Annotated in this window: 20 protein-coding genes; 12 read left to right on the top strand and 8 right to left on the bottom strand. The window is 66.6% G+C overall.

The window, feature by feature from the left end; genetic code table 11:
* Nucleotides 1-181 precede the first annotated feature (181 nt).
* Entirely contained in the window at nt 182-643 is a 462-nt protein-coding gene (locus tag VAPA_RS27740; protein ID WP_041946776.1) for a GNAT family N-acetyltransferase, read from the top strand.
* A gap of 82 nt (nt 644-725) precedes the next feature.
* On the opposite strand, the gene VAPA_RS27735 is transcribed toward VAPA_RS27740, so the two are convergent.
* The 4 genes from VAPA_RS27735 to VAPA_RS27720 all read right to left on the bottom strand — a co-directional run bounded on the left by VAPA_RS27735 (nt 726) and on the right by VAPA_RS27720 (nt 4,225).
* Complete coding sequence (locus VAPA_RS27735; RefSeq protein ID WP_021003529.1) at nt 726-1,130, bottom strand: nuclear transport factor 2 family protein; 405 nt, start codon at nt 1,128-1,130, stop codon at nt 726-728.
* Between the two features lie 79 nt (nt 1,131-1,209).
* Nucleotides 1,210-2,187 (bottom strand): Bug family tripartite tricarboxylate transporter substrate binding protein, encoded by a 978-nt coding sequence (locus tag VAPA_RS27730; RefSeq protein WP_021003528.1) that lies wholly within the window; start codon nt 2,185-2,187, stop codon nt 1,210-1,212.
* 58 nt (nt 2,188-2,245) lie between these two features.
* On the bottom strand, nt 2,246-3,217 hold the full coding sequence (locus tag VAPA_RS27725; RefSeq protein WP_021003527.1) for a Bug family tripartite tricarboxylate transporter substrate binding protein: 972 nt from the start codon (nt 3,215-3,217) through the stop codon (nt 2,246-2,248).
* A gap of 54 nt (nt 3,218-3,271) precedes the next feature.
* Nucleotides 3,272-4,225, bottom strand: coding sequence for a 2-hydroxyacid dehydrogenase (locus VAPA_RS27720; RefSeq protein ID WP_021003526.1), 954 nt, complete (start codon nt 4,223-4,225; stop codon nt 3,272-3,274).
* A gap of 111 nt (nt 4,226-4,336) precedes the next feature.
* On the opposite strand from VAPA_RS27720, the gene VAPA_RS27715 reads away from it, so the two are divergent.
* Complete coding sequence (locus VAPA_RS27715) at nt 4,337-5,485, top strand: citrate/2-methylcitrate synthase (protein WP_021003525.1); 1,149 nt, start codon at nt 4,337-4,339, stop codon at nt 5,483-5,485.
* 51 nt (nt 5,486-5,536) lie between these two features.
* Here the strand turns inward: VAPA_RS27715 and map are convergent, their stop codons facing one another.
* Together map and VAPA_RS27705 are read right to left on the bottom strand one after the other, a co-directional pair.
* Nucleotides 5,537-6,328 (bottom strand): type I methionyl aminopeptidase, encoded by a 792-nt coding sequence (gene map / locus VAPA_RS27710; RefSeq protein ID WP_021003524.1) that lies wholly within the window; start codon nt 6,326-6,328, stop codon nt 5,537-5,539.
* On the bottom strand, nt 6,328-6,582 hold the full coding sequence (locus VAPA_RS27705) for a ParD-like family protein (RefSeq protein ID WP_021003523.1): 255 nt from the start codon (nt 6,580-6,582) through the stop codon (nt 6,328-6,330). Before VAPA_RS27705 ends, map begins: the two co-directional genes overlap by 1 nt.
* A 184-nt stretch (nt 6,583-6,766) precedes the next feature.
* Between VAPA_RS27705 and VAPA_RS27700 the strand changes: the two genes are divergently transcribed.
* The 5 genes from VAPA_RS27700 to VAPA_RS27680 all read left to right on the top strand — a co-directional run bounded on the left by VAPA_RS27700 (nt 6,767) and on the right by VAPA_RS27680 (nt 11,649).
* Nucleotides 6,767-7,408, top strand: coding sequence for a dihydrofolate reductase family protein (locus VAPA_RS27700; RefSeq protein ID WP_021003522.1), 642 nt, complete (start codon nt 6,767-6,769; stop codon nt 7,406-7,408).
* A gap of 86 nt (nt 7,409-7,494) precedes the next feature.
* Nucleotides 7,495-7,866 (top strand): VOC family protein, encoded by a 372-nt coding sequence (locus tag VAPA_RS27695; protein ID WP_021003521.1) that lies wholly within the window; start codon nt 7,495-7,497, stop codon nt 7,864-7,866.
* Between the two features lie 70 nt (nt 7,867-7,936).
* Nucleotides 7,937-8,590 (top strand): glutathione S-transferase family protein, encoded by a 654-nt coding sequence (locus VAPA_RS27690; protein WP_021003520.1) that lies wholly within the window; start codon nt 7,937-7,939, stop codon nt 8,588-8,590.
* 258 nt (nt 8,591-8,848) lie between these two features.
* Nucleotides 8,849-10,939 (top strand): O-linked N-acetylglucosamine transferase, SPINDLY family protein, encoded by a 2,091-nt coding sequence (locus VAPA_RS27685; RefSeq protein WP_051255413.1) that lies wholly within the window; start codon nt 8,849-8,851, stop codon nt 10,937-10,939.
* Nucleotides 10,936-11,649 carry a glycosyltransferase family 2 protein gene (locus VAPA_RS27680; RefSeq protein ID WP_021003518.1) on the top strand — a complete coding sequence of 238 codons (714 nt, stop codon included), beginning with the start codon at nt 10,936-10,938 and terminating at the stop codon, nt 11,647-11,649. The genes VAPA_RS27685 and VAPA_RS27680 overlap by 4 nt, the downstream gene beginning before the upstream one ends.
* A 187-nt stretch (nt 11,650-11,836) precedes the next feature.
* On the opposite strand, the gene VAPA_RS27675 is transcribed toward VAPA_RS27680, so the two are convergent.
* Entirely contained in the window at nt 11,837-13,324 is a 1,488-nt protein-coding gene (locus VAPA_RS27675; protein ID WP_021003517.1) for a GAD-like domain-containing protein, read from the bottom strand.
* A gap of 448 nt (nt 13,325-13,772) precedes the next feature.
* Here VAPA_RS27675 and VAPA_RS27670 point away from each other — a divergent pair, with 448 nt between their 5' ends.
* Nucleotides 13,773-14,525, top strand: coding sequence for a DUF4336 domain-containing protein (locus tag VAPA_RS27670; protein WP_021003516.1), 753 nt, complete (start codon nt 13,773-13,775; stop codon nt 14,523-14,525).
* A 3-nt stretch (nt 14,526-14,528) separates the two neighbouring features.
* Here the strand turns inward: VAPA_RS27670 and VAPA_RS27665 are convergent, their stop codons facing one another.
* Nucleotides 14,529-14,963, bottom strand: a complete 435-nt coding sequence (locus VAPA_RS27665; protein WP_021003515.1) for a nuclear transport factor 2-like protein — start codon at nt 14,961-14,963, stop codon at nt 14,529-14,531.
* 145 nt (nt 14,964-15,108) lie between these two features.
* Between VAPA_RS27665 and VAPA_RS27660 the strand changes: the two genes are divergently transcribed.
* The 4 genes from VAPA_RS27660 (at nt 15,109) to VAPA_RS27645 (ending at nt 19,388) form a co-directional block, all read left to right on the top strand.
* The gene (locus tag VAPA_RS27660) at nt 15,109-16,290 is read left to right on the top strand and encodes a CaiB/BaiF CoA transferase family protein (RefSeq protein WP_021003514.1); all 1,182 of its coding nucleotides are present in this window, start codon (nt 15,109-15,111) and stop codon (nt 16,288-16,290) included.
* A gap of 64 nt (nt 16,291-16,354) precedes the next feature.
* Nucleotides 16,355-17,368: an AraC family transcriptional regulator gene (locus VAPA_RS27655; protein ID WP_021003513.1), complete on the top strand. Its 1,014-nt coding sequence runs from the start codon at nt 16,355-16,357 to the stop codon at nt 17,366-17,368.
* 98 nt (nt 17,369-17,466) lie between these two features.
* Entirely contained in the window at nt 17,467-18,969 is a 1,503-nt protein-coding gene (locus VAPA_RS27650) for a class I adenylate-forming enzyme family protein (protein WP_021003512.1), read from the top strand.
* Nucleotides 18,969-19,388, top strand: a complete 420-nt coding sequence (locus VAPA_RS27645) for a PaaI family thioesterase (protein ID WP_021003511.1) — start codon at nt 18,969-18,971, stop codon at nt 19,386-19,388. The genes VAPA_RS27650 and VAPA_RS27645 overlap by 1 nt, the downstream gene beginning before the upstream one ends.
* Nucleotides 19,389-19,434 lie beyond the last annotated feature (46 nt).

Below are 19,434 nucleotides of genomic sequence, written 5' to 3'. Positions count from 1 at the left end.
CATCATGAGTCGATGAGCCGGTACTAACCCGTAGGCTTGCCATCGGGGGGAGCCAAGGCTCGCGGCCGGCTACAGTCGGCCGCGAACGAGCATTCAGCAAACGGGCCGAATTCGGACGATGACTCGCGATGACGAGAGTCGGGTCTTCCGAGCCAGTTCCCAACACTCGTTTCAACCCGACATGAACTCAACTTCCGTCCGCCAAGCTGTTCTGGCCGATCTCGAGGAACTCGCGACGCTCTTTGACCAGTACCGACGGTTCCAGGGACAGGCAAGCGATGTGGCCGCCGCACGTTCGTTTCTGTGTGACAGGTTCGATCACGGAGAGTCGGTTCTTCTCATCTGCCTTGACGGCGCAACGGCCGTGGGATTTGCTCAGCTCTATCCGAGTTTTTCCTCCGTCTCGCTCTCCCGCGTCTTTGTCGTGAATGACCTTTTCGTCCAGGAGTCGGGGCGTCGCAAGGGCCTGGCTTCCAAGCTGCTCTCCGCCCTCGAGTCATACGCCTGGTCGCTTGGATCTGCTCGCTTGACGCTGAACGTCGCGCGTGGCAACACCTCGGCCCAGAGTCTCTATGAGGAGAGAGGCTGGAAGCAGGACGATCAGTTCTTCATGTATCACCGCTTCCCGGAGGACCATTCATGAGGGACGCGCCGCTCCCTGACCGGGAAGACCTATGGGGATCACCGCGCGCCGAAGCCGACCTGGTGGAAGGAAGGATCGGGCGTCATCGCGTTGGCGCCGCAGCGGGCGGGCGGTTCTTGCGGTAGGAGTTCTTCAGAAGAATCTTGCCGGCGCGAAAAGTAAACAGATCGCAGCCTTGGACTTCGACGCGGGCTCCGTCCGCGCGTGTTCCCGTGAACGTCCACTCCGACACGCCGCGGTCCCCATGGACGAAATGGCGCGCGTTCCCCCAGTGGGCATCGGGAAAGACAGCCCAGACCTCCGCAAAGGCAGCTCGCACCGCCGCACCGCCGACGTATCGGGTGCCGCAGGCATCGGCGCCGGCGGAGGCTTCGAAGACGCAGTCGGGCGTCATGAACGACATGAGTGCATCCACATCGTGCCGGTTCCATGCATCGGCAAATGCCTGCAACACTTCCGTGGTCACTTCGGGATTCACCGTTTGCATGATGGGCACCTCCGGCCGGCGGGCGGCTTGAAGGCCGAGATTAGTCCGATCGAATCCGGCCATCAAGCTCTCGGGGCCCTCACTCCGCCTGTATCCCCGCCTCCTTGACCACCCTGCCCCACTTGGCGAGGTCGGACTTGATCAGCGCACCGTACTCCTGCGGCGTGCCGCCCTGTATCTCTATGCCGGCAGCCTCCAGCTTCGCCCGCACATCGGGCAGCTTGAGCGCCGCGTTGATCTCGGCATTCAACTTGGCGACGACAGCCTTGGGCGTGCCGGCCGGCGCCAGGAAGCCGCCGTTCGTGTTGGCGTCGTAGCCCTTCAATCCCTGCTCGTCCGCGGTCGGTACGTCGGGCAGCGAGCTTGTCCGCTTGCGCGTCGACACCGCCACGGCGCGCACGTTGCCGGCCTTCACCTGCGGCTGGATGGCACTGATGGTGTCGATGAAGAGCGCGGTACGTCCGGCCAGCAGGTCCGGGTGCGCGGCGGACGAGCCCTTGTAGGGGACCAGCAGCATCGGCGCGCCGCTCGCCATGCGGAACATCTCGGCCGCCATTTCCTGCGCACTGCCGCGGCCGGAGGTGGCGACCTTGGCCTCGTCCGGATGGGCCTTCATCCAGGCCACGAACTCGGGCAGCGTCCTGGCCGGAAGCTGCGGGTAGATGGCGAACACCAGCGGCACCTCGTGGCTGTAGACGATGGGCTCGAAGCTTTTTTCCGGATCCCAGCCGAGGTTCCTGAACAGGAACTTGTTGATGTTGTGGCTGCCGCCCACGATGCCGATCGTGTAGCCGTCGGGCGCCGACTTGGCGAGAACGTCCGTGCCGAGGTTGTTGGAAGCGCCGGGCCTGTTGTCGACGATCACCGGCTGGCCCATCGACACCGCGAGCTTGTCCCCGACGACGCGGGCAATGGTGTCGATTGCGCCGCCCGGCGGGGCGGGCACGATGATCTTGATGGCGCGGGCCGGGTAAGCCGCCTCGGCCGATGCGACGATCGGCATCGCGGCCAGCGACGCCGAGACTGCAAGGATCTTGATCAGGGATGTGAGCTGCATGGATGTCTCCTCTTCGGGGTGGGTCTGTCGTTTGTTCTGAAAGGCCGGCTTGCCGCGCTCACTCGATCGTGATCTTGCGGCTGCGGATGATCTGGGCGTAGCGGCCCTTGTCGTCGGCGATCAGCCTGGCAAACTCCTGCGGCGAGGTGGCGCGCGGCACGCCGCCCAGGCCCACGAAGCGTGCCTTGACCGCTTCGTCGGACAGCACGGCGCGCAGGTCGGCGGCGATCTTGTCCACCACCTCCGGCGGCGTGCCCGCCGGCGCCAGCAGGCCGATCCAGGAGATCGCGTTGAAGCCGGGAATCACACTTTCCGCGAGCGTGGGGACTTCGGGAAACGCCGGCACGCGCTTGTCGCCGGTCACGGCCAGCGCACGCAGCTTGCCCGCCTTGATGTGGCCGGAGGCCTCCAGCACCGTCATGAACGACAGCTGCACATGGCCCGCGAGCAAGTCGGCGATGGCCGGGCCGCCGCCGCGGTAAGGCACATGCAGGATGAAGGCACCCGTCTGGTCCTTGAACATCTCGGCCGCCAGGTGCGGCGCGCCGCCGGCGCCCGAACTGCTGTAGCTCATCTGGCCCGGCCTGGACTTGGCCAGCGCCACAAAGTCAGCCGCCGTCTTCGCGGGAACCGACGGATTGACCATCATGGCCAGCGGCAGCTCGGCCACCAGGGAGACCGGGGCAAAGGCCCTGTCGGCGTCGTAGGGCAGCTTGGGATACAGCAAGGGATTGATCGCCTGCGTCCCGATGTTGCCCAGCAGCAGCGTGTAGCCGTCCGGCCTGGACTTGGCGACGAAGTCGGCACCGATCTGCCCGGCGGCGCCACCCTTGTTCTCCACCACCACAGGCTGGCCCCAGCGCCGGCTCAACTGCTCGGCAATGACGCGGCCGCCGGTATCCGTCCCGCCGCCCGGCGGGAACGGAACCACCAGCGTGACGGGGCGCGAAGGAAAGGTCTGCGCGAAGCTCGGCGCGTGAATCGCGCAGAGGACAAGGGCCAGGGGAATCGCAAGGCGTCGAGTGAACAAGGGTGTCTCCTTTTATAGGTTTGGGTGCGGTCGCTGCGCCGCGACCGCAGGGGCTCAAGTGGTGAGGCTCATGGCGGGCCGCTCGCCTGCCAAGGCTTGGGCGACGCTCGCCAGCACCATCTCGGCCATGGCGGTGCGGGTCTCCCAGGTGGCGCTGGCGCGGTGGGCCTGCAGAGTCACGCTGTCGGACTGGCGCAGCGCCAGCGGCACGCGCGGTTCGTCGACGAACACGTCCAGGCCCGCACCCGCAATGCGGCCGCCGGCCAGCGCTTGCGTCAGGTCGGCTTCGTTGACGAGCCGGCCGCGCGCCACGTTGACCAGGAAGCCCCGCGGGCCCAGCGCGTCGAGCACGGCCGCGTCGACGATGCCTTCGGCCTGGTCCGCGGCTGCGCACAGCACCAGCGCGTCCGATTCGCGCGCCAGGTCCACCAGGCCCGGTACGAAGCGGTACGCGACGTCGTCCATGGCGCGCAGGTCGGTATAGCGGATGGGGCAACCGAAGGCGGCCGCGCGCACCGCGACGGCACGGCCCACCCGGCCCATTCCGACGATGCCGACGCGCATGCCGCTGAACCGCCGGGCGAGCGGAATGGCGTTGGGCTGGGGATGAAGCTCCCACTGGCCGTTCCGCACGAAGCGGTCGCCGGCACACAGGTTTCGGCAAGCCGCGATCAGCAAGCCGATGGCCAGATCGGCCACGTCTTCCGTCAGCGCACCCAGGGTTGCGGTGACGGGCAGGCCGCGATCCCGGCAGTACGCCAGATCCACGGCGTCGGTGCCGACGCCATTGACGGCCACCACCTTCAGAGCGGGCAACCGCTCCAGCATCGCCCGCGAAATGCCGGTGTGCCCGCCGGTGATCACGGCGTCGATCGACGCGCCATGTTCACGCAGCCAGGCCTGTGGATCGGGCAGCTCGAAGTGCTTGTGCACGACGTAGAGCGACGCGAGCTTGTCGTTGATCGCAGGGATCAGGATCGGATTGAGTTGAAGGACTTGGGGTTTCATATCGCTGGTCGAGAAAGCTCTTCACGGAGCTGGACGCATGCTAGTAATAGATTGACATATAGGTCAATCTTGATCCATATAATCAATAGAAATTGACTTTGTCGACGCACCATGGCTTCCTGGATTTCAATGACCGAGGCGTGCAACCTCCTGGGTGTGCAGCCGCAGACGATCTACGCGTACGTGAGCCGCGGCAAGCTGGAAGTCATGCCCGACCCGGCCGACACGCGGCGCAGGCTGTACCGCGCCGAGGACGTGGCCGGCCTGGCCAGGCGCAAGCAGGCCGGCCGCAAGCACGAGACGCTGGCCGCCAACACGCTGTTCGGGTCGGAGCCCAGCATTCCAACGGCCCTGTGTGCGTTTTCTCGCGGGCGGCCGTACTACCGGGGCCGGGACGCCGTGCACATGGCCCGAACGGCCACGCTGGAAGATGCGGCTCAACTCTTGTGGGCCGCCGAGCGCACCGTCGATTTCTCCTGCTCGACGCCCATGCGCTCCGGCAAGCCCGGGCGAGGCGCGGCCTTCGCCGCCTTGGCCAGCCTGGCGGCCGCCGGGCATTCCACCGGTGGGCGCCTGACCCGGGTGCTGCATGCCGAGGGCCAGGGCCTGGTGGGCCAGTTGGCCAACGCGTTCGGCGCTTCACCAGACCACGAACCGCTGCATCTGCGCTTTGCGAAAGGGTGGAAGCAATCTTCCAAGGTGGCTGATCTGCTGCGAACAGCCTTGGTGCTGCTGGCCGATCACGAACTGACCAGTTCAGCCTTTGTCGCGCGCATTGCCGCGTCTACCGGCGCTTCCTTGCCGGCATGCCTGCTGGCCGGGTTGACCACTCTCTCAGGCCCCCTGCATGGCGATGCCTCGGGCCGCGTCCGGGCACTGTTCAGCGAGGTGGAGCGACTGGGAGAGGACCAGGTGCTGGCCCACTACCTGTCGAATGGTTTGTCGCTGGCCGGATTTGGCCATCACCTCTATCCCGATGGCGATCCCCGCGCCGCCGCATTGCTGGCCTTGTTCGAGCCTCCCAAGGTGATCGCGCGCTTCATCGCAAAGGTGACGAAGCTGACCGGGTTGCAGCCCAACATCGACGTCGCCCTGGCCGCCATGGTCGCTCACCATCGACTTCCTGCCGATGCGGCCTTTGGCCTGTTCGCAACGGCGCGCAGCGTCGGGCTGTTGGCGCACAGCCTGGAGCAGTTGGGTGTGGCGCAAGTCATCCGCCCGCGCGGGCGCTATGTGGGGCCGATGCCCGAGCCCGCATGACCTGTCCGCATCGACGCATTTGCCTGGCGCCGAGCCTCGGGCAGCTGCCCGTCAAACCGGCGCGTAGCTACCCGTGCCTCCCGGCCAGGCCGTCAGCACTTCATATCCCTCGGGCGTTACAGCGACCATGTGTTCCCACTGGGCAGACAGGGACCTGTCCTTGGTCACGACTGTCCACCCGTCGGGCAATTGTCTGGTTTCGCGCTTGCCTGCATTGAGCATCGGTTCGATGGTGAAGACCATCCCCGGTTCCAGCTTGAGCCCTGCCCCGCGCTGCCCGTAGTGCAGCACGTTCGGTTCATCGTGGTAGATCTGGCCGATGCCGTGGCCGCAGTATTCGCGCACCACGCTGAATTGCTCCCGGTGGGCGACCGACTGGATGGCATGGCCGATATCGCCCAGAGTCGCTCCAGGCTTGACCTGCCGGATTCCGGCCCGCATTGCTTCGTACGTCGTCTCCACCAGGCGCCGAGCCAACACACTGGGGGCTCCGACGAAGTACATGCGGCTGGTGTCGCCGAACCAGCCATCCTTGATGACGGCAACATCGATGTTGATGATGTCGCCCTTCTTCAGGATCTTGGTCGGAGACGGGATGCCATGGCAAACCACCTGGTTGACGGAGGTGAGGATGGTTTTGGGATATCCCTGGTATCCCACGTTGGCTGGCATGGCGCCCTGCACGTTCACGATGTGGTCGTGGCAGATTCGGTCGAGCGTTTCCGTGCTCACCCCCGGCACCACGTAGGGCTCGACCACACCGAGAACCTCTGCGGCAAGCCTGCCGGCCCGCCGCGCCATCTCGAGTTCCCCGGCGGACTTGATGGGAATGCCGTGAGCCACTAGTGTTTTCCAGCCGAGGATCCGCGGGGCTTGGCAGGCTGGGTGGAGACAGCCACGGCGATGTCCAGGCCCCCAGCGAGTTCAGCCTGTATCAATAGTTGGCAGATTTCTCGATAGTCCAACTCCGGGTGCATCTCGGTCAGCATGCCGACTCGCATCCAGTGCTCTGCCTGCGCATTGATGGACCTGCTGAGGGCGTTCCCCGCGACTCGCAGGTTCTCGTGCATCAGGTCCGAAATTTTCACGATGCCCATCATTTGCCTTTGTATGAAACGTGGATGAATTATATACGTTTCGTATTGTCCTGAATTATCCAGGATGTCGGGGGTGGCGCGTGAAATGCGCATTCGCGGCAGAAACCGCGGCTTCATCGTCATTGCCGCGCGAATCCGCAACTCCTAGACTCGCCGCTTCGGTCGCGCATGCAGGAGACGCAACATGTCGAAGCTTCGATTCAGGATCTCGATGTCGCTGGACGGGTTCGTCGCCGGTCCGAGCCAAAGCTTGCAGGAACCGCTCGGCATTGGCGGCGAGCAATTGCACGAGTGGGTGTTCCCGCTGGAGGCGTGGCGGCGTCCGCATGGCATGGATGGCGGCGTGGTGAACGAGAGCACGCCCGTGATGGAGGAAGAACTTGCCAACATCGGTGCGACCATCATGGGCCGCAACATGTTCGGCGGCGCTCCGGGCCCGTGGAGCAAGACAGATCCCTGGACCGGCTGGTGGGGCCGCAATCCGCCGTTCCATCACCCGGTGTTCGTGCTCACGCATCACGCGCGCGACCCGTTGATCATGGAGGGCGGCACGAGCTTCACGTTCGTGACCGACGGGATCGAGAGTGCGCTGGACCAGGCCCGCCGCGCGGCGGGCGGGAAGGACGTGGCGCTCGCGGGCGGCGCGCGCGCTGCGCAGCAATATTTGAAGGCCGGCCTGGTCGACGAAATGCAGCTTCACCTGGTGCCGACGTTACTCGGCGGCGGCGAACGCCTGTTCGACGGCGTCGAAACCCTGCATGCCCTCGACATGGTGAAAACGGTCGTGGCGCCGAACGTGGTTCACCTGAAATTCGTGAGAAAGTAGAAGCGTGCGATGCAGTGTCTTGCTGCAGGCAGAGCTTGGGCCTAGCATGCCGTCCATCAGCAACCACACGCTTGTCAGGAGAAGCCATGCAGCTTCGCACCGCACGCATTTTTGTTCGAGACCTGCCAGGCGCCTCCCGTTTCTATGAAGAGGTACTGGGCTTGCCACTCAAGGCCCAAGGAAGCGAACAGGGGTTTTGCGTGTTTGACGCGGGGCCAATGAGCCTGGTCGTCGAGCATGTCGATGCGGATGCTCCCGTGGAAGACCAGGTCCTTGTGGGGCGCTTTACAGGGCTGTCTTTCGACGTCGCGGACGTGCAGTCAAAGTACAGGGAGCTGTCGTCGCTCGGCGTTGCGTTTACCGGGCTTCCGGAGCGACAGGACTGGGGCGGGATTTTTGCCACGCTTCGTGACCCTTCCGGCAACGAGCTTCAGCTGGTGCAGCAGCCGTTGCGATAGCCGTGTGGCCGACCCGTACTTGCTTGCCAGTTCAGGAACAACTTGGCCGTGCGTCGAAAGGACACACACGATGACCATCACCATCACCGCCTTTGAACGCTCGCCCGACGGCGGCAAGGGTCTGGCGCGCGACACGCGCGTGCGCTGGGCGCTGGAGGAAACCGGCCTGCCCTACGAGGTGCGCCTGGTGTCCTTCCGCGCGATGAAAGAGGCCGCGCATCTGGCGCTGCATCCCTTCGGCCAGATCCCCACCTACGAGGAAGGCGGCCTCGTGCTGTTCGAGACCGGCTCCATCGTGCTGCACATCGCCGAGCGCCACCCGGGCCTGTTCCCCGCCGATGCCAACGCAAGGGCGCGCGCCATCACGTGGATGTTCGCGGCGCTCAATACGGTCGAGCCTCCCATCCTCGAACTCGTCACTGCCAAGCTGGCGGAAGGCGACAGGCCCTGGAAGGCCGAGCGCCTGCCCCTCGTCGAGGACCGGGTGCGCGCCCGACTGAACCAGCTGGCCGCCCGCCTCGGGGATGCCGACTGGCTGGACGGCGGCTTCAGCGCGGGCGACCTGCTGATGGTGTCGGTGCTGCTGCGGCTCCGACCGTCCGGCCTGCTGAACGAGTTTCCAAGCCTGGCCGCCTATGTCGCTCGCGGCGAAGCGCGGCCGGCCTACCAGCGGGCGTTCGCCGCGCAACTGGCGATCAACGCTGCCCCCTTGCCGGCGGGCTGATGGAGCGCCGTTGCCGGCGCGGACGAAGCGGTGCACAGCCGTCGTCCTGGCCGCCGGAGGCAAGCCGTTAAAGGTGGGTTCGCCGGACGCTCAATACCGCGCCAAAACCACATTTGCATTGCCACAAGCCGAAACCATTTGTATCCTCCTTGCCGAGGGAACCAAGGTCTGGATGGCGTGTTGAAGACACCGCGCGTTCGACACGCGCTCGCGCGGCCGCTGTGCCGGGCGGGTGCGCTCTTCTTCCGCAACGCTCCGATGATGCAAACCACGCACCAGAAAATCGTCGTGGCCGAACGCTACTTCCGAACCGGACAGCTCCAGGTTTGCGAGGAGCTACTGCGCCAACTCATCCGCCGCGGCAAGGCGCTTCCCAGGGCCTGCGAGCTGCTGGCCTACATCTGCGGCAACCGCGATCAGTTGGAGGAGTGTGAAGAACTCCTGCTCAAGGCGTCGACCCTGCGCGGGTGCTCGGCAGAAGCGCTCTTCTATCTCGGAAAGGTCCAGTTGCAGCGCGGGCAGGCGCGTGCCGCCCTGAGGTCGTTCCAGCGCGCCATCGCACGGGGTGGCGATTTCTTCGAGGCCTGGCACGAAACGGGCGTCGCCCACAGCGCCCTCGGCGACCACGAGCGGGCGCTGGCAGCCTTCCAGCGCGCGCTGGACATCGATGCCGGTTCCCCCGTGCTTTATGCCAACCTCGCAAGGACCCTGGCCGAGCTGCACCGCTTCGACGAGGCGCTTCGGCACTGCGACCGGGCGCTGGCGTCGGATCCGGAACTGGTGCGCGCGTGGGCGGATCGCGGGCTCGCGCTGGCCGAACTCGGACGCGGATCGGAGGCGCTGCGAAGCTGCGAACAGGCCCTGGCGCTGGCGCCGCAAGACAGCGCCGCGCTCATGACCCACGCCATGATCCTCGCGCGCCTCGGCCGGCATGCCGAGGCCCACGCCGTGCACGCGGAGATCGCGAAGCTTCCTCCCGATAGTGCCTACGAGCGAGGCCACTGGCTCTACAACACGATGCTCATGTGCCGCTGGTCGGGGTGGGCGCCGATGGTGGCCGACATGCTCGCGCGCGTCGGCGCCGGCGAGAAGGCGGCCGTCCCGTTCTCGTTGCTGGCGACGCCCGCATGTCCGGCCACGCTGCTGGCATGCGCGCGCACCTACGCGCAAGACCAGTATCCGAAGCGCGAGGGCACCGCGGGCTTCGCGTCGTGTCCATCGAAGCAGAAGCTGCGCGTCGGCTATTTCTCGTCCGACTTCCGCAACCACGCCACGTCCCAGCTGATGGTGCGATTGTTCGAATGCCACGACCGCCAGCGCTTCGAGTTGTTCGGCTTTGCCTTCGGGCCAGCGACCACGGACCCGATGACACGGCGCGTCGCGGCAGCGTTCGACCGCTTCATGGACGTCGCCGATCGAAGCGATGCGCAGATCGCGTCGCTGGCGCGGGCCGAAGGGATCGACATCGCGGTCGACCTCAATGGATTCACCGAAGGCGCGCGGCCGAGCATCTTTGCGCGCCGTGCGGCACCGGTGCAGGTCAACTACCTCGGCTTTCCGGCCTCGATGGGGTGCGACTTCATGGACTACATCGTTGCCGACGCGACGCTGATCCGCCCCGACGAATACGGCCACTACGCGGAAAAGGTGGTGATCCTGCCCGGGTCGTACCAGGCCAACGACGACACCAAGGCCATCGGTGATGCGGCCTCGACCCGCAAGGACATGGGCCTGCCGCCGCAGGGCGTGGTCTTCGCGTGCTTCAACAACAACTACAAGATCACGCCCGATGTCTTCGAGGTCTGGATGCGGCTGCTTCGCCAGGTGCCCGGCAGCGTCCTGTGGCTGTTGAGAGGCAGCGATGCGGCGGTGGCCGGCATCGAGGCCGAGGCCATCGCGCATGGCGTCGAATCCGGGCGCGTCGTCTGGGCCGAACGCCTGCCGCTCGCCGACCACCTCGCACGCCACGCGCACGCCGACCTGTTCCTGGACACCTTCCACTACAACGCGCACACCACCTGCAGCGATGCACTGTGGGCCGGTCTACCGGTGCTGACGCTTGCCGGCCGTACCTTCGCATCCCGGGTCGCGGCGAGTCTGCTGAACACCATCGGGCTTCCCGAGCTCGTGACTAGGTGCGTGGACGAGTACGAGGCGGCGGCACTGTCCCTGGCGACCTCGCCGGAAAAGCTCGCCGACCTGCGCCGCCGCCTTGACTGCAACCGCACCGAGACTCCCCTCTTCGACACCCCGCTGTTCGCAAGGCGCATCGAAACCGCCTTCGCGGCCATGTGGGACCGCCATCGGCTCGGCTTGCCGCCGGACCACATCCACGTTGCCGCCTCATGACAAAGTCCCTGCCGCTCGTTTCCTGCCTTTGCGTCACGCGCGGCCGCGTGGCGATGCTCAAGCGCGCGGTCGCGTGCTTCCGGTCCCAGACCTGGACAAACAGGGAGCTGGTGCTGCTCTACGAGTCCGACGATGCCGCGACGATGGCCTACGCCGCCACCCTGGCCGACGATCCGTCCGTCCGTTGCGTCGAGGTCCTGGCCTCGCCGAAGCAAACGCTCGGTGCGCTGCGCAACCTGTCGATCGAGGCCGCGCGAGGCGAATTCGTCGCCCAGTGGGACGATGACGACTGGCACGGCCCGGCGCGACTCGCGGTGCAGGTCGGAGCGACCCAGAAGCACGGGCGCCCGGGGTGCGTGCTGGTGCGCTGGACCATGTACGACGCCGTCGAGAAGCGCGCCTACGTCTCCGGCCAGCGCGCCTGGGAAGGCAGCCTGCTTGCGCGACGCGACGTGGTACCGCCGTATCCGGAACTGCCGCGCGAGGAAGACACGCCGGTGATCCAGGCGATGCTGCGCCAGCGCCTGCTGGTCGGACTCGATTTCCCGGAGCTCTACATCTATACCTTCCACGGCACCAACACCTGGGACGTCCATCACTGGAAGGAAGGGTTGCTGCCGTCGGCGCAACCGCTCGGGCCGGACGAGCTGCGGGACATCGAGAAGGTGCTGGGCGTGGAGTCATCGCCGGCGCTTGGGGCGGGCGGTTGAGCTGTGCGCAAGGCCGGCCGAGAGACGATTACCGGTGGCGCCATGAAATCCCTCGATCTTGGTCCACGGCCAGGGCGGCAACGAATTCGGCCGCGTGGCAGGATGGGGGCACTCGGCCATTCCCAAGACTTTCTCATGGCATCAGCGGCGCGTGTCCATCGTTTGCTTGTCGTGGCTTCCAAGCGCTTCAATCCGCCCGGCTGACAAGGACATCGCCTGGCTCGGGTCCATTGACGATGGCGCCTGCCGCATCGCGTCGCACCTTGATGCCAACTCCGCAACGCTCCGGGTCCATCTGCCACACCCAGCCGTAAAGAGCGCGCGGGCTGTCCTTGGGCGACATGAGCGGCATGTTCATTCGCAGCCCGTCGTTCTTTCCCAGATCCACCCAGACCATCACGGTGGAGTCTTCCGGGTCGTTGTCGGCGCCGACCTCGATTATCGTGGCCCTCAACGGCTCGCGGTGCACCAGTGCCTGCAGCGCAGCCGGCAGGTCCTCGAACGGCGGAGCGTCCATTCCGTCGGAGTTCTCGACAGGAAAAGGATCGTCCAGCCGCACGGGCTGGAAGTAGTGTTCGGAGCTGCCCATCGTTGCGCGCCCGCCGATGGCCGTTGCCATGTCCTCGAGGCGGGCGGCCTGCAACAGCAGCGGCTGTCCGCCGCTGCGCATCAGGTACAGGCCGTCATCGTCGGCATCGCTGCCCAGCGACTTGCCGGTGAACACCAGGTCGAGCCGCAGCAGGCAGTCGCCTTCTTCGGTATCGAGCACCCGATACCGCCCGCTGTAGTGCCGGATGCCCGATGCTTCGCCCGTCTTGTGATCGTTCTTCCAGAAGAGCAGCCGATAGTTGCCATCCGCGTCGAGCCCGACCAGCCGGCGCCAATCGATGTAAGTCGACAGATAGAGCCCGCTCGGTTGGCCGTCTTTTCTTTCCATGTCCTTGAAGGACTCGCGGTAGTTGGTGGGCAAGGCTGCGCGGATGCTGTCCGGCGGCGGCGCGGGCGGCGCCTGCTCGTGGTCGACCTGTGCGCGAAGCTTCTGGTGAAGCGCGAGCGCGTTCGTCCTGGTGATCTTCAGCATCTGCATGGACAACAGCATCGGATCGACGTGGTACGCCTCGCCGGGAGCCAGCGTTCCTGCTTGCTGCTGCGCGGTTTCGAGCATGGCCGGTTGGATGAACTCATCGGCCTGGCTCGGGTCGCTCAGAATCTTGTTGAACAGATCCGCCAGGTCCCAGCTCAGGATGCTGATGCTGCGAGTCACGGGGTTCAGCGCCGCGACGTCCTCGTCCGAAGCCGTGAGCTTCCTGTAGAAAAGAAGCGTGCCGAATGGCGTCAGCGCAATGGGCACGCGCACGGTGGCGCTGGGCGGCGAAACGATCCATCGGTCGAGCGTGGATTGCCATGCCTGCGGATCGATCAGGCAGATCTGCCGGCGGCCGTAGAGCCCAAGGCCGTGCTTGCGCCACAACTCGAGCAGCGCGGCGGGCAACTGCCCCTCGTACCTGCCCAGCAGGTCCTTCGTCGCCGGTGCGCAGTCCGCGTGCGGAGGGTTCGCCCTGATGAATGGATGGAGCTTGGTTCGGCCGAACATGGATTTCGATTTCGGAAATGGGTTTGAATTCTTCGCAGAGGCACAAGCCTCTTGGCGAAGGGTGATGCGCGGGTCGGCCATCAATGGCAGACGGGCATCGCCGAATTCAGGGACCGTTGGCCTCACCGCCGGGCAGACTGAAGGAGTCGGGTCCCGGGAATCTCTTGTCAGGCCTGTGGATCGGGCGCCTGTGAAGGGACGCGAAGCTCATGCAGCATGCGGCCCCGATCACAGGAATCAACCACACCAGGGCCAACTGGAGTTGGCGTTGCAGCGGCGAATAAAAATCGCTGCGCAATACTACAACGACCGTTGCGACCAGATTTCCCGCGAGCACTGCGACGGCAACGAAAGCGAGTATGAAGTACACATGTCCGGGCAATGTGGTTTCTCCAAGAGCTTTTTGGGAATGTAGCCAGGGGTGCATGCCGGCGTCAACCGATCGGCATGGTCTGGCATATAGCATGGCGATGTTCATGGTCGGGTGAACTTGCTCTGTGCTTCAGGCAAGATGTATCCGGGACGCAATATGGCCGCAGCACGTTACGAGCCGATCAACGTGTACAAGCCCGTGGCGGCAAACATCGGAGTTGTCGATGGGCCCTTTGAATACCTGACCGTGGCTGGTGTCAGGCTGCCGCTGCCGTTCACCACCCGCATGACGGTAGTGCGCCTCTCGAACGGCGATCTTTTCCTTCACTCGCCGACGAAGTTCGATCGCAGGCTCGCGGACGAGCTTGAGCGCATCGGGACTGTCCGACATCTGATCTCTCCCAACCAGTTTCACTATGCCCACATTGGAGAATGGTTGAAGGCCTTTCCGGATGCCGTCGCATGGGCCTCGCCGGGCGTGCGCAGAAGGAGCAGAGCGCGGCACGTGGAGATCCGTTTCGGGAGAGACCTCGATCGGGACCCGCCCGACGAATGGCGCAACGAACTGGACCAGACGCTGTTTCCGGGTGGCTACTTCAAGGAATACATCTTCTTCCATCGGGAATCAGAATCTCTCATCGTGACGGATGCCATCGTCAACATCGAGTTGGACAAGATGGACGAGCCCTGGCGAACGTTCACGAGAATGAGCGGGATGTACCACCCACGGGGGCAGTTGTTCTTCGGGATGCGCCTGCCGCTGTTGCTGCAGCGGAAAGAGGCAGCTGCGACCATCGCGAAACTTCACGCTTGGCGGCCTCGTCGCATCTTGCTCAGTCATGGGCGCTGCTTCGACGTGGGTGCAGACGAGGTCATCCGCCGAATCTTCGGAAAGCATCTCGGGAGGTGAGGGTCAGGCGATACCGTGCTTTTTCAGTTCAGCGTTTTCGTCCCCGGTGATCCAGCCAAACACCTTGCCCTTGGTGCCGTCGACCCGAATCAGATACACGTTGGTGAAATCAATCACCTTCAGGGCACCATCGACATGGTAAGTGGCACGCCAGTCGACATGCGCCAGACCATGGATCTCATCGATCGGCGTCACGCGCAGATCGCTCACTTCCATCTTCTTCGTGCCCATCTCGCGATAGCGTGCGAAGCCGTCGGCCATCACCTTCCTGAGTTCATCGTCGTTCTTGCCCGACATGATCCCGGATGGCGATGCGGCAACGAACGTGTCGGTGTACAGGTCGGCAATGGCTTCGAGATCGGGCTCGGCGGTCAGCGCATCGTTGAAATGCCGCGCATACCGCTCGAACAGCTCTTTCACCGCTTGCTGCATTTTCATGATTCGTGCTCCTTCAGGTAGTGGCAGGCAGTCCGATCCGTGCCGGGGGGCCGATCGGCCGCCGACCTGACGCTTTTCGCCAATCGCCAGGAGCGGTGCTGCCATTGCCGCGGCGGCCCGCGCCGCCTAGATTGCAGCCCACATGATGACCTCTTCCCCCGAATCCCTGGCAAGCGCATCGAAAGGCGCGCCGCTCGCCGGCGTGCGCGTGCTCGACCTGACCCGCCTGCTTCCCGGGCCGCTCGGCGCCATGCACCTGGCCGACCTCGGCGCCGACGTGATCAAGATCGAAGACACCGGTGCCGGCGATTACGCGAGCCCCAGCGTGCGCGCGCTCGTCAACCGCAACAAGCGCGCGATCCGCATCGACCTGAAGCACGCGCAGGGCGTGGCCACGCTGCTGCGCCTGTGCCGCGAGGCCGACGTGCTGGTGGAGGGCTTCCGGCCCGGCGTGATGCAACGGCTTGGCGTCGGCTATGAAGCGGTGGCGGCCGTGAACCCGCGCATCGTCTACTGCAGCATCAGCGGCTTCGGCCAGACCGGGCCGCTCTGCGACACGCCGGGGCATGACCTGAACTACTCGGCGCTGGCCGGCGTGGCCGACCAGATCGGCAATGCCGCGGGCCCCGCCCTGTCGAACCTGCCCGTGGCCGATCTGCTGGGCGGCACCATGACCGCGGTGGCCGGGATTCTGGCCGCGCTGTTCGATGCCGCACGCAGCGGTCGCGGGCGGCATGTCGACATCGCGATGGCCGATGGTGTGCTGGCCCATGCGGTGCTGCCGCTGGCCGGCCTGCACCAGCACGGCAGCGTGCCGCGCATCGGCCACAGCGCGCTGACAGGCGCGCTCGCCTGCTACGGCTACTACCGCACGGCCGATGGCCGGCAGCTGGCGGTGGGTGCGCTCGAGCCCAAGTTCTGGAACGACCTGTGCCGCCTGCTCGAGCGCCCCGACCTCGCGCCGCTGCACCGCAGTGGCGATGCCGCCACCGAGGAACGCCTGCGCGCGGAGCTGGCCGCCATCTTCGGCGCGCGGCCGCTCGCGCACTGGCGCGGCCTGTTCCACGACGGCACGGGCTGCGTGACGCCGGTGCTGCGCATCGACGAGACGCTGGCGCATCCGCATTTCCGCGCGCGCGGCATGCACGTTGCGGCCGATGCCGCAGCGCCGCCGCAGCTCGGCTGTCCGATCAAGATGACCGGCTTCGAGCCGGCCGTTGCGCGCCCCGCCCCGCGCGCCGGGGAGCACACCGACGAGATCCTGCGGCAGGCCGGGCTCGACGCATCGGCCGTGGCCGCGCTGCGGGCGGCCGGCGCCATCGATTGAGGCGCTGCCTCCCGGGGCGCTGCCTACAATCCCACCGGCCGAGTTGCAGCAGCGGCCGCCACTGATGACGCTCACCCACCACACCGTTGCCATCCAGCAGGTGCACAGCATCCTGATGGGCGCGCGCCACCGCGGCGTTGACGCGGCGCGCGTGCTGGCCCGCGCGGGCATCGCGCCGTCGCTGCTGGAGTCGCCGCTGGCGCGCATCTCGCAGCGCCAGTACGCGTTGCTGATCCGGGCGCTGCGGCGCGAACTGCGCGACGAGATCTGGGGCCTCTTGAGCTGCCCGCTGCCGCCCGGCAGCTTCGGCCAGTGCATGCGACAGCTGGTGCGCAGCGCCACGCTCGGCGAGGCCCTGCGCGAGGGCTTCGCTTCGTACCACCTGCTGCTGCACGACTTCGTGCCGCGCCTCACGGTGCAAGGCGGCAGTGCGCATGTGCAGTTCGTGTTGCGGCGCGCCTCCGATGCACGGCTCGACTACGCGGTGAAGGCCTTCATGCTGTTCGCCTTCAACGCCTCGTCATGGCTGGTGGCACGCCGCATTCCGCTGCTCGAGGTCGACTACACGGCGGAACAGACCAACACCGAGACCTCGCGCGTCTACCAGGTTCCGATCCGCTACGGCCAGGCGCATGTCGGCATGTCGTTCGAGGCGCGCTGGCTCGACCTGCCGGTGGTGCAGTCGCCGCAGAGCCTGCGCGAATTCCTCGCCGGATCGCCGGCCAACCTGATCGTGAAGTACCGCGACACCAGCAGCCTCACCGAGCGCATCCGCCGGCTGCTGCGCAAGGGGCTGGGCAGCGAGCTGCCGTCGCTGGAGGAAGTGGGCGAAACGCTGGCCGTGACGCCGCAGACGCTGCGCCGGCGCCTGCGCGATGAGGGCCGCGGCTTCCAGCAGATCAAGGACGAGCTGCGGCGCGACGCCGCCATCGAATACCTGCTGCACACGCCGCTGCCGCTGCTCGACATCGCCAACCGCGTGGGCTTCTCGGAGGCCAGCACCTTCCACCGCGCCTTCAAGCAATGGACCGGCGTGGCGCCCGGCGAGTACCGGCTGACGCACGGCCCCGAACGCTGAGCGGTTTCGCCAAGCCCTTTGGCGCTTCCCGCCATGGGTGCGGCGCGCGGTGCGGCCTAAGCTGTGCCGCATCTTCGTTACCCGTCGGTGGCTCCATCGTGTACCTGACCCAAGGCCTGCATCGCGCGCTCCAGCGCAACCCCGGCATGGCGGCCCTCACCCACGTGGGCGACGCCGGCGTGCGCCGCCAGACGCATGCGCAGATGGCGGACGGCATCGCGCGCCAGGCGGCCGCGCTGGCCCGGCGCGGCATTGCGCGCGGCGACCGTGTGGCGCTGCTCGCGCCCAACAGCGACCAGCTGGTGCGGGCCATCCTCGCGTGCTGGTGGCTCGGCGCCGTCGCCTGTCCCTTGAACATCCGCTGGAGCACGCCGGAACTCGCGCATGCGCTGCAGGACAGCGAAGCTTCGCTGCTGCTCGTGCACGAAAGCCTGCGGGCGCTGGCACCGGCCGATGGGCCCGCACTTGCACAGCTGGATGCGCTCGAAGACGAAGGCTCGGCGCTGGAACCCTTGCCCGACACGCGCACCGGCGGCGACGCGCTCGCCGCCATCCTCTACACCGGCGGCACCACCGGCCGCTCCAAGGGCGTGATGCTGAGTCACGCCAATTTCTGGACCGCATCGATGACGCGCGGCGCCGAGCTCAACAACGCGCCCGATTCCATCTCGCTGCTGGTGGCGCCGCTGTTCCATGTCGCCGGGCTCGGCCGCCTGGTGGGCCAGTTGATCGTCGGCGGCGGCTGCGTGACGATGGCGCAGTTCCGGCCCGCCGCGGTCATCGACGCGATCGAGGAGCACCGCATCGGCGACATCGTCGTGGTGCCGAGCATGCTGCAGTCGCTGCTCGACGATCCGGCGTTCACGCCCGGGCGCGTGCGCAGCCTCACGCGCATCGCCTTCGGTGCGGCGCCGATGCCGCCCGACCTGCTCGACCGCGCGCTGGCCGCCTGGCCGCATGCCGAGTTCTTCCAGGCCTACGGCCTCACCGAAACCGCAGGCGCCGTGTGCATCAACCTGCCTTCGAACCACCGGCCGGAGGCGCGCGCGCTCGGCCGGCTGAACTCGGTCGGCCGCGCCGGCCTGGGCGCCGAGATCATCATCGCGGACGAGAGCGGCCGCGAACTGCCGCGCGGTGAAGTCGGCGAAGTGCTGGCGCGCGGGCCGATGGTGATGCAGGGCTACTGGCGCAACCCCGAGGCCACGGCCGCCGCGCTGCGGGACGGCTGGCTGCGCACCGGCGACGCGGGCCGCATGCTGCCCGACGGCCACCTGTTCATCGTCGACCGCCTCAAGGACATGATCATCAGCGGCGGCGAGAACGTCTACTGCGCCGAGGTGGAGGCCGCACTGCGCAGCCATCCGCAGGTGCGGCAGGCGGCGGTCATCGGCGTGCCCGATGCGCGCTGGGGCGAGGCGGTACATGCGGTGGTGGTGCTGGCCGACGATGCGCGTGCCGACGCAGATGAACTGCGCGCCTGGTGCCGCGAGCGCCTGGCCGGCTACAAGTGCCCCCGCGGCATCAGCTTCCTGCGCGAGCTGCCGCTGTCGGCCGCGGGCAAGGTGCTGAAGAACGTGCTGCGCGAGCGGCTGCAGGCGTGATGCAACCCGTCATCGGCGCGGACCACCGAAACCTGTTCGGCCAGGTGCCGTTCATGCGGCTGCTGGATGCGCGCCGCGAGTTCTCCGAAGGCGGCCGCGCGCGCCTCGTCATCGACGCGCGGCCCGAGCTCGGCAACGTCATCGGCGCGGTGCACGGCGGTGTGGTGGTCACGCTGCTCGACGTGGCCATGGCAAGCGCGGCGGTGTCGCTGTTCGACTTTGCGCGCACCGCCGTCACGCTCAACCTCAACACCAGCTTCCACGCGCCGGGCCGCGGCCGGCTCACCGCCGACGGTGAGGTGGTGCAGCACGACGCCAGCGTGGCCTGGTGCCGCGCCACGGTCAGCGACGAGGCCGGCCGCCTGGTCGCGCAAGCGCAGGGATCGTTTCGCTACCTGCCGCTGCCGCAGGCCGCCTGAGCCGCATGCGCCACCGCCAATTTCAAACGACAGGAGACACGACACC

The organism is Variovorax paradoxus B4, assembly GCF_000463015.1.
In the GTDB taxonomy this organism is placed as follows: Bacteria; Pseudomonadota; Gammaproteobacteria; order Burkholderiales; family Burkholderiaceae_C; genus Variovorax; species Variovorax paradoxus_E.
The sequence above is the reverse complement of the archived record's forward strand: the minus strand, read 5'-3'. Positions and strand labels throughout refer to the sequence as shown.